The following is a 12,998-nucleotide window of genomic DNA, read 5'->3' as shown; positions in this document are numbered from 1 at the left end:
CAGCAAGCGTCACGGAAATTGCCGCAGCGCAACCGACCTCGGCCGTGAGCAGAACTTAACCCCCGATAATCTATGGCCGCGAGGCCCTGCTGCTGATCAACGTGTCGGATCTTCGGATGGATGGCGGGCGGGCCGGTTCGCACATCGTTCTGCAACGGCCCGACGTGTCGATCGGTCTGCGGGCCATCGAACCGCCCTAAGCTCTATCGGCACCACTGCCCCTCGCGTGCGTTCGGCGCCGGCCGTCAGCGTTTTGTTTCAGGCAGTATCGGGAGCGACACTAAGGCCGAGACGATGCTGCCAGCAAGGCGCCCGCAACATGGTCGCGATATCTTGAGCCACAGTGTCAGTGCAGCACCTGCCGCGGCAGCCACAGCGATATCTGAGGGATGTAGGTCACCGCCATCAGCACCAGGAACATCACGGCGTAAAATGGCCAGATCCGGCGCATGACCTGCTCGATGCTCACCTTGCCGACGGCACAGCCGACGAACAGGATGGCTCCGACAGGCGGGTGACACAGGCCAATCCCGAGGTTCAGCAGCATGATCATTCCGAAATGAACCGGATCGACGCCGAAATTTTGCATCACCGGAAGCAGAATCGGCGTGGCGATCAAGATCGATGGCGCCATGTCGACCAAAGTGCCGAGCAGCAGCAGGAGAATGTTGATCAGGAACAGGATCACATATTTGTTGCTCGAAATCGACAGGAAGAACTGCGTCATCTTCGCCGGCATCTGGGTGAGCGCCATGATGTAGCCGACGGCGGAGGCACAGGCGATCAGGGTCATGACCATCGCGATGGTGCGTAGGGTCCGGTGGAGCAGAACCGGTAGATCGCGCCAGCGGTAATCGCGATAGATGAACATCGTGACAAAGAAAGCCCAGAGACAGGCAACCGCGCCGGCCTCGATCGCGGTGAAGACGCCCCCGAGGATGCCGCCAAGAATGATGACCAGAGTGATCAACCCCCAGGCGGCGTCGATCGTGATCCTGATCGCATCCTTTGTGGCCACCACATGCCCGGTCGGATGACGCTCGCGGTAGGCGATCACGAGGCAGAGCAGGATCAGCGAGAAGCCGAGCAGCAGCCCCGGAAAGACGCCTGCCACGAACAGCGCGCTAATCGAGATCGTGCCGCCGGTTGCGAGTGAATAGAGCACGGCGTTGTGGCTTGGCGGCACAAGCAGCGCCTGCACGGACGAACTGATGGTGAGATTGGTGGCAAACACCCGCGGATAGCCGGAGCGCTCCATCTGAGGAATCATCACCGAGCCGATCGCAGACGTATCTGCCACCGCAGATCCGGAAATGCCGCTCAGGAATGTGGTCGCAAGCACGTTCACGATCGACAATCCGCCGCGAAGTCGCGTTAATCCGACCAGCACGTCGGCGAACGCGACCAGCCGCCGTGCCATGCCGCCTTCCGCCATGATGGCGCCTGCCAGCACGAAGAACGGAATTGTCAGCATGGCGACCTTGCTGACGCCATCGGAGACCTTCAGCATCACCGCTTCGAGCGGAATGCCGATCCAGAGCGCGCCGACGATGGCCGCAAGCGCGAGCGAATACGCAATGGGCATTCCGATCAAGAAGCAGACCAGCATCGTCGCGAGCAGGATGAAAATATCCATGGATCTCTCTCTGCGGACCTAATCGAAGGACGCGCGATCGCTATGGGGGATCGGATCGGGCGGAATGCCGATGAATATCCGCTCGATGATGAAGAAGAGCAGGCAGAGCCCTCCGATCGGGATAGGCAGATAGGTCACGCCGACCGAGAGGAACGGGAAGTCGGCGATGGTGTTCTGCCAGGTGACCTCGACGAGCCGCTCGCCCCAGACGATCATGAAGATCGCAATGAGGGCCATCAGTAGTTGCACGATGATGTCGAGACCCCGACGCCAAGGCGTCGGCAGCTGATCGGCAAAGTAGGACAGGCTCATATGCAGATTGAGCCTGTAGCCCGCCGCCGCGCCGATGAAAGTCAACAGGATCGTCAGCAACACGGCCAAAGGCTCCGGCCATGACGCGGCGCTGTTCAGAACGTAGCGGGTGAAAACCGCATACGGGATGACAGCCGAGATCAGCACCAATGCCGTGGCACCGACGATCACGCAGGCGAGATAAAGTGCATCCATTGCCCGCCGATATAGAGCGGCCATAGCTCGTTCTCCTTGTTTGTCTTTTTGGCAAACAATGCCCGCGTTGCCTTACGCGATCGCCTGGATGCGCTTGATCATCTCCTGATATTTGGGACCATATTTGTCCCACACCGGCTTCACCGCGGCCTGAAACGGCGCCTTGTCCGGGATCTCGTTGATCTCGCAGCCGGCGGCCTTGGCCTTCTCCATGGCCTGACGCTCATAGGCCTTCCATAATTCGCGCTCTTCCATCTGGGCCTCGCGGGCGAATTTTTTGATCAGGGTCTGATCGTCGGGGGAGAGCGAGGTCCACGCTCTCTTGGAGAAGACGAGCACTTCTGGAATGACGAGATGCTCGGTGAGCGAGTAATACTTCGCCGCCGTATAGTGGTTGGAGAAGACATAGCTGGGCGGGTTGTTCTCGGCGCCATCGATGACGCCGGTCTGCAATGCGCTGAAGACCTGATCGTATCCCATGGCTATGCCATTGCCGCCGAGGGCATTCATCATGTCGATGAAGATCGGATTGCCGATCACGCGGATCTTCAGTCCTTTGATATCCTCGATCGATTTGATCGGCCGCTTGGTGTTGTAGATGCTCCGCGCGCCCGAATTCATCCAGCACAGCGCCACGAGATTTGCGCTCGGATTGGCGCTGATCCGGTCGAGAAGATCCTGTCCGACCGGGCCGTCCATCATCTTCTCGGAATGTTCGATGCTCTTGAACAGGAAGGGCATGTTGACGACGTTGATCTCGTCGACGATGGGGCCGAGCGCGCCCGCACTGACGCGTAACATCTGGATCGCGCCGATCTGGGTTTGCTCGATGGTCTCCTTCTCGCCGCCGAGTTGAGCGGACGGATACATTTGGATCGACAGACGGCCGTTGGTCGCGGCTGCCAGCTTCTTTCCGAGATTTTCTGTTGCGGCGACGGTGGGATAGCCGGGAGGCTGCACGTCGGAGGTCTTGAGAATCGCCTTGGACTGCGCCAGCGCGGATGAAAGTGGGGGGAGCGTGGCTGCAGTGGTCAGTCCAACGCTCAGCTTGATGAAGTCGCGTCGTTTCATGGCGTCCCTCCCAGGACTATGGTGTTTGAGCCGCAATCATTGGATTCGCGGTTCTCGGCACGTGAGACTTACGTCGATCGGTCGAAAAACTCCGGATTGACCGTCTGGATGGCGGAAATATCTCCGAGCAGACGATCCAGATGGCGCGCCATCGCAAGCTGAGCGGCGTTCGGGTGGCGAGCTTCTATTGCGGTCAGGATCGGCTCATGTTCCGCAATCACCTCGGTCATGCGGCCTGCCTGAGGCAGCGTAAGCCTGCGATAGCGATCGACATGGACTTTGACCTGCTGGATCAGGGTCCAGATTCCGGGGTAGCCGGCGATCTCTGCAATGGCCGCATGAAAGAGTTCATCTGCCTGGTGGAATGCTTCGCGATCTCTCGCTGTGTCGGCCTCGCGCTGTCGCTCGAGGATCGCATGCAGGTTCAACAACTGACTCGAGGTCACGCGTTCGGCAGCCATCCGCGCAGTGGTTTCCTCCAGCGCTTTCCGAATGATGATGGCCTCCGGCAGCGCCGCGATCGGAATGCGTGAGACAAAAATGCCGGATTGTGGGAAGATTTCGACGAGTCCCTCGTCCGCAAGCTTCAGGATCGCCTCGCGAACGGGGGTTCGGCTGACGCCATAGGCCGTCGCGATCTGGGATTCCGAGATGATCTCGCCCGGGCGGCGGGCAAGCGAAACCAATTCTGCCCTCAGATCGGAGTAGATCTGGGACGATGCCCTCGTTCCCCGCGGCCGCTCGTTGCGGCGCACGCGGGCGGATATCGGTCGTGGGGCAGGGGCCAATTTCCTTGGCGCTCGGGCGATCATGTGCGTTTCCTCAATTGATATATTAGTATATGAATTTCGCTTGGCAACGAAAATCACCACCCTTGCGGGCTGGAGGGAATGGGAGCCGACGGCTGCGGGCTGTTCGATTTCTGGGAGAATCGAGTCGTGCTTGGCGCTATGTGCACCGTCGGCTCCAGTCTCGGGAAGCCTTGCTCGACGGGAGGCCATGCTCGATGTCCGCTCTGCGCGTCGACCGAGGCTTGTGCAGCTTGCCTCTGGCACCACGAAATGTGTGATCGGCAGCGCGTTGGGCGTTGAGGTGGCCGGAGAGCGCTCGACCAGTTCGCCGACTTGGACGCTGCGACGCAATGATCGATGTACGCTCCCGCGCTACATGTCCTCGTTCGAGGTTCCGAGTCGTAGGCGCGACGACGCCTGCGTTTTGTTCATGCGAGTGCCTCGCGAATGCACTCGGTCGAGACGAAATTCGGTGTTAACAATCACGGCATGAACCAGCAGCCTCGCATTCAGATCCGTCATTCGACCTGTCCGCATGATTGTCCGTCGGCCTGTGCACTCGACGTCGAGGTGCTCGATCGGAACACGATCGGTCGGGTGCGCGGTTCGAAGCGGCAGACCTATACGGCCGGTGTCGTCTGCGCCAAGGTTGCGCGATATGCCGAGCGCATCCACCATCCCGAGCGGCTGATGCATCCGCTGCGGCGCACTGGTCCGAAGGGCTCCGGCCAGTTCGCGCGCATCTCCTGGGACGAGGCGTTGGACGAGATTGCAGCACGCTTTATCGGAGCTGAGCGCGGTTTCGGCGCGGAATCCGTATGGCCGTACTACTACGCCGGCACGATGGGCCTGGTCATGCGGCTCGGCATCAACCGTCTGACCCATGTGAAGAAGTATTCGCGCTTCTACTCGACGATCTGCGCCAATGTCGCACGCGTCGGCTTTGCCGTCGGCACCGGCAAGATCGCCGGCGTCGATCCGCGGGAGATGGGTGTCTCCGATCTGATCGTGATCTGGGGCACCAATCCCGTGAACACGCAGGTCAACGTCATGACCCATGCCTCTCGCGCCCGAAAGGAGCGCGGTGCGAAGATTGCGGCCGTCGACATCTACGACAACGACACGATGAAGCAGGCTGACATCAAGATCATTCTGCGTCCGGGCACCGATGGCGCCTTTGCCTGCGGCGTCATGCACGTACTATTTCGCGACGGTTATGCCGATCGCGCTTATATGGACCGTTACACCGACTGTCCGGCAGAACTCGAAGCGCATTTGAAGACGCGCACGCCGGAATGGGCCTCTTCCATTTGCGGTGTGCCGGTGGCGGAGATCGAGGCGTTTGCACGCGCGGTCGGCGAGACCAAGCGCACCTTCTTCCGGCTGGGCTATGGCTTCACCCGCAGCCGCAATGGAGCCACGCAGATGCATGCGGCGTCGTGCATCCCCGCGGTGACCGGTGCGTGGCAATATGAGGGCGGCGGCGCCTTCTTCAACAACGCCGCGCTTTGGCGATTCGACGAATCCATCATCGAAGGCCATGATGCGATCGATCACGGAACGCGCATTCTGGATCAGTCGCTGGTCGGGCGCATTCTGACCGGCGACAGCCAGGCGCTGTGCGGCGGTTCGCCGGTCAGGGCGATGCTGATCCAGAACACCAATCCGGTGACCGTCGCGCCCGAGCAGAACCTGGTGCGGCAGGGTTTTGCACGCGAAGACTTGTTCGTTGCGGTCCACGAGCAGTTCATGACCGAGACCGCGCAGATGGCCGACATCGTGCTGCCGGCGACGATGTTCATGGAGCACGACGATCTTTATTACGGCGGCGGCCATCAGCACATTTCGGTCGGTCCGAAGCTGATCGAGCCGCCCGGCGAGTGCCGCTCGAACCACGAAGTCTTACAGGGGCTGGCGCGGCGGCTCAGGGCCGTTCATCCTGGTTTTGAGATGACGCCGCGCGAATTGATCGACGTGACTCTGAAGAAGAGCGGACACGGCGATATCGCCGGGCTCGAAGCCGACATCTGGCGCGATCTGCAGCCGGATTTTCGCACCTCGCATTATCTCGACGGCTTCGCGCACAAGGACGGCAAGTTCCATTTCAGGGCGGATTGGACGCGCCCGCCCGTCGGCCGGATCATGGGCAACCCGGAACGGATGCCGTCGTTGCCGGACCAGTGGGCGGTGACCGAGGAGACCGATGCGGACCATCCGTTTAGGCTAGCGACCAGCCCGTCGCGCTCCTTCCTCAACACCACCTTCAACGAAACGCCGTCCTCGCAGGCGAGGGAAGGGGCGCCCTCGGTGATGATCCATCCGCTGGACGCGGCCGCGCTCGACATCGCCGACGGCGAGGCGGTGAGGCTTGGCAACGCCCGGGGTGAGACCACGCTGACAGCGCGCCTGTTTGAGGGCGTACGACGCGGCGTGCTGATCGCAGAATCGATTCACCCCAATCGCGCTCATATCGGCGGCCGCGGCATCAATAGCCTTACGGGAGCCGATACGGTCGCCCCGATCGGCGGTGCGGCGTTCCACGACAACAAGGTCTGGCTGCGCAAGGCGGTGATTTAGCAAGGCTCGTCACTTCTAGTTCAAAAAAATAGTTTCTATTCAACGGCTTGGCTCGACTTCGTCCGGCGCCTGCGCGCTGAGCCGCGCTCATGCTAGGCGATCTTCTATTGCAGAAACAAATCTCTTGAGCGTTGCTCAATTTCGCGGTAAATAGATTTGAGCAGCGCTCAAATCTGGAGATTCCCACGATGCAAACCCGTGTCGTCCGCATCCCGCATCTTTTTGCAGCCGATACCCTCGCTCTGGTGAACGGTTTCAGCCGGATCGTGTCTCACATTGTGACGGCTCCGATCGAGCGGGTCGCCGAGGCCTGCGATGTCGCCGGTCTCATGGCCGCGCGGCGCGCCGACCGGCAGGCTGGCGCAGGGCTGTATCGAGCCGCGGCTCGGGACGGGCACCGATCCCGCCGCCGCGCTCGGTCGGGCTGCTTTCACTATCTGAGCCAACTGACCTGACAACTTCAAATCCATCTCTCATGCGCAAACAACCGGTTACCATGTCCCCACATCCCGCGCCCGCTGAGCAGTTCGCGGGCCGCGGCGAAGGCTTTCGCACACCGCTTCGTGGCATCGTCGAGCCCGGCTTGCTTGCGCGTCCGTCATCGAGCCCGGGCATTGTAAGCCCGGAAAGTCGTTCCTTTGATCATCAACGTTCACAGCATCCCGTTTCGCGGCGTCGCCCGCAGCACACCAGGAAATGACAATGATCAAGCAGCTGATGTCGTCGCGTCGCTTTGCCCCGTTGTTCTGGGCGCAGTTCTGCTCGGCGCTCAACGATAACGTCCTCAAGAATGCGCTCGTCATCATGCTGCTCTATGGCGCGGTCGCCGCGCATGGCGATGCGCTGGTCACGGTCGCGGGTGCGGTCTTCATCTTCCCCTTCTTCATCCTGTCCGGTCTCGGCGGTGAGCTTGCGGACAAATACGTCAAGGGCGTCGTGGCCCGCCGTTTGAAGTTCGCCGAGATCTTTGCTGCCGGCTTCGCGGCGCTCGGCTTCTTCATGCACTCGGTCCCGCTTCTGTTCGTCGCGCTCGGGATGTTCGGCATCATCGCCGCCCTGTTCGGGCCAGTGAAATACGCGATGTTGCCGGATCAGCTCACTGTCGGCGAACTGGCGACCGGCAACGCGCTGGTCGAGGGTGCAACCTTCCTCGCGATCCTGATCGGCACCATCGCCGGCGGCCAGCTGGTCTCCGGATCTTCGCATATGGGCTGGGTGTCGCTCGCGGTCATCGGCCTCGCGCTGATCTCGTGGGCCTCTGCCGCGCAGATCCCGCACACCGCGCCGTCCGCGCCCGAGTTGCGGGTCACCGCCAATCCGTGGACGTCGACCTCGCACCTCCTGAAGTCGCTCTATGCCGAGCCGCGGCTGTGGGACGGCATGGTGATCGTGTCCTGGTTTTGGCTTGCCGGCGCGGTCGTGCTGTCGCTGTTGCCAGCGCTGATCAAGGGTGTCGTCGGCGGCACGGAGGGCGTCGTCACGCTCTGCCTTGCGATCTTCGCGATCGGCATTGCGATCGGCTCGCTGTTTGCCGCCCAGCTCAGCCATGTCAGGCCGAACCTGGCGCTGGTGCCGATCGGCGCCATCATCATGGGCGTGCTCGGGCTCGACCTGTCCTGGGCCATCGGCACGACCGAAACCGCGAAGGACATCACGCCGCTCGCCTTCATCGGCTCCTGGGCCGGCCTGCGCATGGTGATCGACTTCGCGCTGTTCGCCTTCGGCGGCGGCCTGTTCGTGGTGCCGGCGTTCGCGGCCGTGCAGGCCTGGTCGGCGCCCTCCGAACGCGCGCGGGTGATCGCTGCGGGCAATATCCTGCAGGCGGCGTTCATGGTGGTCGGCTCGCTGTTCGTCGCGGGTCTGCAGGCAGCGGGCCTCTCGATTGCCTGGATCTTTTTCGGATTGGCACTGGCCAGTTTCGGCTCGGTCTGGTTCGTGCTGAACAAATGGGGCAAGGAAGGCGTGCGCGATTTCGGCGCGCTGCTGTTCCGGACGCTGTTTCGCACAGAGGTGAGAGGCCTGGAAAACCTGCCGGCCGCGGGAACGCGCATGCTGATCGCGCCCAATCATGTCAGCCTGATCGACGGGCCGCTCTTGCACGCCATCCTGCCAATCGACGCCACCTTCGCGGTGGACACGGGCATTGCGCAGGCATGGTGGGCGAAGATCTTCCTGAAGATGGTCCGTCACATCACCATCGATCCGACCAAGCCGCTCGGCGCGCGCGATCTGATCAAGCTGGTTGCAGCGAGCGAGCCGGTGGTGATCTTTCCAGAGGGGCGCATCACCGTGTCCGGTTCGTTGATGAAGGTCTACGATGGCACCGCGATGATCGCCGACAAGGCGGATGCGGTGGTCGTGCCGGTGCGCATCGAGGGCGCGCAGCGCTCGCATCTCAGCTATCTCAAGCACGGCCAGATTAAACGCTCCTGGTTCCCGAAGGTGACCGTTACGATCCTGCCGCCGGTGAAGCTCGAGGTCGACGAGTCTCTCAAAGGAAAGACCCGGCGCAATGCGGCAGGAGCTGCGCTGCAGGACGTCATGATCGATGCGATGGTCAAGAACGCGATGCTCGACCAGACGCTGTTCGAGGCGCTGGCGCATGCCTATCGCGACCGCGACACCGGCAAGGTGCTGATCCAGGATCCGCTCGGCACCAAGCTGACCTACCGCAAGCTGCTGCTCGGCGCCCAGGTGCTGAGCCGGAAGCTGGAACAGGGGACGATCGTCGGCGAAAATGTCGGCGTGCTGCTGCCGAACTCGGCGGGCGTTGCAGTCGTGTTCATGGCGCTGCAATCGATCGGCCGGGTGCCCGCGATGCTGAACTTTTCGGCGGGCCCCGTGAACGTGCTCGCCGCGATGAAGGCGGCGCAGGTGACGACGGTGCTGACCTCGCGCGCCTTCATCGAGAAGGGCAAGCTCGACAAGCTGATCGCCGCGATCGAAGGCCAGGCGCGGCTGGTCTATCTGGAGGACATCAGAGCTTCGGTCGGTCTCCTCGACAAGATCAAGGGTTTCGCCGACGGCATTCATCCGCGCGTCGCCCGCAATGCCAGCCATCCGGCCGTGGTCCTGTTCACCTCGGGCTCGGAGGGCACGCCGAAGGGCGTCGTGCTGTCCCACCGCAACATCCTGGCCAATGCGGCGCAGGCGCTCGCCCGCGTCGATGCCAACGCCACCGACCTCGTCTTCAACGTGCTGCCCGTGTTCCACTCTTTTGGCCTCACCGGCGGCATGATGATGCCCATCTTGGCGGGTATCCCGATCTATATGTACCCATCGCCGCTGCATTACCGGATCGTGCCAGAGCTGATCTATCAGACCGGCGCCACCATCCTGTTCGGCACCGACACGTTCCTGACCGGCTATGCGCGCTCGGCGCATTCCTACGATTTCCGCACGCTCCGGCTGGTGATCGCCGGCGCCGAGCCGGTCAAGGACCGCACCCGGCAGGTCTATATGGAGCGCTACGGCATTCGCGTGCTCGAAGGCTATGGTGTCACGGAGACCGCGCCGGTGCTGGCGATGAACACGCCGATGGCCAATCGCGTCGGCACCGTCGGCCGGCTGTCGCCGCTGATGGAATACCGGCTGGACAAGGTGCCAGGGATCGAGGAGGGCGGCCGACTGTCGGTGCGAGGTCCGAACGTGATGCTCGGTTACTTGCGCGCCGAAAATCCCGGCGTGCTGGAAGCTCTGCCCGAAGGCTGGCACGACACCGGCGACATCGTCACCATCGATGCGCAGGGCTTCATCACCATCAAGGGCCGTGCCAAGCGCTTTGCCAAGATCGCGGGCGAAATGGTGTCGCTGTCGGTGGTCGAGCAGATCGCTGCCACGGTGTGGCCGCAGGCGATCTCGGTCGCGGTGTCGATTCCCGATGAGCGCAAGGGCGAGCGCATCGTGCTGCTCACCACGGAGAAGCAAGCCGAGCGCAGCGCGATGCAACGCCAGGCCAAGGCGCAAGGCGCGCCCGAGCTCGCCGTTCCCGCAACTGTGATGGTGGTCGACAAGGTGCCGCTGCTTGGGAGCGGCAAGACCGACTATGTTGCGGCGAAGGCGCTCGCGGAGTCCGCTGCAGGCAGCGCTACGCCTGAGCCGGTGGAGCGGGAAGTCGCCTGATGGCATCAATGGCATCATTGCGCCGACGAGATCGACAGGAGAGCCCCTGCACCGCGGGGGTGGTCCTGCTGCATGGCATCGCCGGCCGCTCCTTGATGCTCCGACGGCTGGAAAGAGCGTTGCAGCGCGCGGGCTTTGCGACACTCAATCTGGATTATGAGAGTCGTAAGAAGCCGCTCGAAGAGCTCGCCGAGGACATCCATCCGGCGATCGCAGGCTTTGCGGCGAACCTGCGCGGGCCCGTTCATTTCGTCACCCATTCGATGGGCGGGCTGCTCGCGCGGGTCTACATCGCAAGGCACCGGCCGGCGCGGCTCGGCCGCGTGGTCATGCTCGGTACTCCGAATGGCGGCAGCGAGATCGCCGATCGTCTGAAGGACATCGCGCTCTATCGCAGATATTTCGGCCCCGCCGGCCTGCAGTTGCTGACCACCCAGCACGTGACCCTGGCCTCCTTGCCGCCGCTCGACTACGAGGTCGGCGTCATCGCCGGTAACCGTTTTCTCGATCCGATCTCGGCCTTGTTCCTGCTGCCCTGGCCGAATGACGGCCGGGTGTCGGTGGAGAGCTGCAAGCTCGCCGACATGGCCGACCACACCACGGTCAAGGCCTCGCATATGGGCCTGCTGCTGCACCCGGCCGCGCTCCGGCAGACGATCGCGTTCCTGCGCGACGGCCGGTTCGAGCGCGGCCGCCCGACCTGGCGCGCCGGCCAGCGCGAGATCGGCCGGCCCGCGGCGACCTGGCGCAAGTTTTCCTTGCTCGATGTCGCTATCCGGCGACAATTCCGCTTCCGGATAGCAGCAGATAGGCAAGGCCATGACCGACACGCCAAGCGTGATCCTCGACAAGCGCGGACAGGCTCTCTGGATCACCATTAATCGTCCGGACAAGCGCAACGCGCTCAACGGCGAGGTGATCACCGGGATCGCGCAAGGCTATCGCCAGGCCCATGACGATCCGGACGTCCGCATCATCGTCCTGACCGGCGCGGGCGAGAAGGCGTTCTGCGCCGGCGCCGATCTGCAGAACTCCGGTGCGGCGTTCGCGATGGATTTCTCCCGGCCCAATGTCGACTACGCCGACCTCTTGCGGCTGTCGCAGAATGCGACCAAGCCGGCGATCGCCCGGGTCGGCGGCGTCTGCATGGCCGGGGGCATGGGTCTTCTCTGCATGACCGACATGGCGGTGGCTGCCGACAACGTCGTCTTCGGCCTGCCCGAGGTGAAGGTCGGCGTGTTCCCGATGCAGGTCTTGAGCCTTTTGCAGCGGATCGCGCCGCCGCGCCTGATCAACGAATGGGCGCTGACCGGCGAGCCGTTCGATGCGAGGACGGCACAGGCCGCGGGGCTGCTCAATTACGTCGTGCCTGCGGCCGAACTCGATGCCAAGGTGGAGTGGCTGATTTCCCGCATCGTCGACAAGTCGCCGACCGCGATCCGCCGCGGAAAATATGCCATGCGCGCGATCGCCGCGATGTCGTTCGACGAAGCGATCGCCTACACCGAAAGCCAGATCGCGCTTTTGGCGATGACCGAGGACGCCAGGGAAGGGTTGAAGGCCTTCGCCGAGAAGCGCAAGCCGGTGTGGACAGGGAAGTGAGAGCATCACCATTGCGGGCGACGCGCAGCAATCGAGGCCGAGCAAATAATCTGGATTGTTCGTCGCTTCGCTCCCCGCAATGACGAGCAATCAATGTTGCGATTTCAATTGTCAAACAGCCGAGCAGACGCACGTCCACGATCTCGCGACACAAATGTCCGAGCCGTGCTGGTCGTCATCGCCCTCTGAAATGAAGAGGGCGCAGGGAAGGCCGGGTATCCGCTGATACCCATGGCCCGCGTGCGAAAGAAAATGCACGCGGCGGTCACCACAGGTTTCAGCCGATGCTCCGGCCTTCCCTGCGCGATGGGCTTACGGCTTATACGTGATCTCCCTGGTGCGCCGGGCTTGTTGGCCACCATATCCGCGCGAAGCAAAGCTTCGTCGCGTCCGCGACAACGCGCGAGGCGCGTTGGGCGGGATACCAGCGTCGGGGTATCAGGACCACACGATTTCGCCGTCCGCCGTCGCATCAGTCGTCTTGCGCAAATGCGCCTGATGAAACGGCAGCCATCGCATCCCGGACCCAACACTCGTGACGATCGCGATGCGCCCCTCTTGAAAGGGCCGAGACGCAGGAGAATCTGCCGGTGATTTGCCCGACGACGCAACTCGAAAATCGTGCGACACATTGGCACGACGGGCAAAATTGCGCGCCATCTTCGGCCAGCGCGCGTTCCCGGCTGGCTCGC

The 12,998-nt window shown here is 62.7% G+C and carries 8 protein-coding genes and 1 pseudogene; 4 read left to right on the top strand and 5 right to left on the bottom strand.

Features of this window, described 5'->3' with window-relative positions:
• Positions 1 to 346: 346 nt before the first annotated feature.
• The 4 genes from QX034_RS03650 to QX034_RS03635 form a co-directional block, all read right to left on the bottom strand.
• Positions 347 to 1,636: a TRAP transporter large permease gene (locus QX034_RS03650; protein ID WP_315704500.1), complete on the bottom strand. Its 1,290-nt coding sequence runs from the start codon at positions 1,634 to 1,636 to the stop codon at positions 347 to 349.
• A gap of 18 nt (positions 1,637 to 1,654) precedes the next feature.
• Positions 1,655 to 2,167, bottom strand: a complete 513-nt coding sequence (locus QX034_RS03645) for a TRAP transporter small permease (RefSeq protein WP_315704499.1) — start codon at positions 2,165 to 2,167, stop codon at positions 1,655 to 1,657.
• A 48-nt stretch (positions 2,168 to 2,215) separates the two neighbouring features.
• On the bottom strand, positions 2,216 to 3,214 hold the full coding sequence (gene dctP, locus QX034_RS03640) for a TRAP transporter substrate-binding protein DctP (RefSeq protein ID WP_315727712.1): 999 nt from the start codon (positions 3,212 to 3,214) through the stop codon (positions 2,216 to 2,218).
• Positions 3,215 to 3,282: 68 nt separating this feature from the next.
• On the bottom strand, positions 3,283 to 3,969 hold the full coding sequence (locus tag QX034_RS03635; protein WP_315704950.1) for a GntR family transcriptional regulator: 687 nt from the start codon (positions 3,967 to 3,969) through the stop codon (positions 3,283 to 3,285).
• Between the two features lie 525 nt (positions 3,970 to 4,494).
• Here QX034_RS03635 and QX034_RS03630 point away from each other — a divergent pair.
• The gene (locus QX034_RS03630) at positions 4,495 to 6,582 is read left to right on the top strand and encodes a molybdopterin oxidoreductase family protein (protein WP_315704497.1); all 2,088 of its coding nucleotides are present in this window, start codon (positions 4,495 to 4,497) and stop codon (positions 6,580 to 6,582) included.
• A gap of 167 nt (positions 6,583 to 6,749) precedes the next feature.
• Here QX034_RS03630 and QX034_RS03625 read toward each other — a convergent pair whose 3' ends face one another.
• The gene (locus QX034_RS03625; protein WP_315704496.1) at positions 6,750 to 7,052 is read right to left on the bottom strand and encodes a hypothetical protein; all 303 of its coding nucleotides are present in this window, start codon (positions 7,050 to 7,052) and stop codon (positions 6,750 to 6,752) included.
• Between the two features lie 232 nt (positions 7,053 to 7,284).
• Here QX034_RS03625 and QX034_RS03620 point away from each other — a divergent pair, with 232 nt between their 5' ends.
• The 3 genes and pseudogenes from QX034_RS03620 (at position 7,285) to QX034_RS03610 (ending at position 12,306) form a co-directional block, all read left to right on the top strand.
• Positions 7,285 to 10,704 carry an acyl-[ACP]--phospholipid O-acyltransferase gene (locus QX034_RS03620; protein WP_315704495.1) on the top strand — a complete coding sequence of 1,140 codons (3,420 nt, stop codon included), beginning with the start codon at positions 7,285 to 7,287 and terminating at the stop codon, positions 10,702 to 10,704.
• Between the two features lie 8 nt (positions 10,705 to 10,712).
• Positions 10,713 to 11,447: pseudogene (locus QX034_RS03615) on the top strand (esterase/lipase family protein); the annotation flags it as partial.
• Between the two features lie 76 nt (positions 11,448 to 11,523).
• Positions 11,524 to 12,306, top strand: a complete 783-nt coding sequence (locus QX034_RS03610) for an enoyl-CoA hydratase/isomerase family protein (RefSeq protein WP_315704494.1) — start codon at positions 11,524 to 11,526, stop codon at positions 12,304 to 12,306.
• Positions 12,307 to 12,998 lie beyond the last annotated feature (692 nt).

This window comes from Bradyrhizobium sp. SZCCHNR3119 (assembly GCF_032487775.1).
Classification (GTDB): domain Bacteria; phylum Pseudomonadota; class Alphaproteobacteria; order Rhizobiales; family Xanthobacteraceae; genus Bradyrhizobium.
The sequence above is the reverse complement of the archived record's forward strand: the minus strand, read 5'-3'. Positions and strand labels throughout refer to the sequence as shown.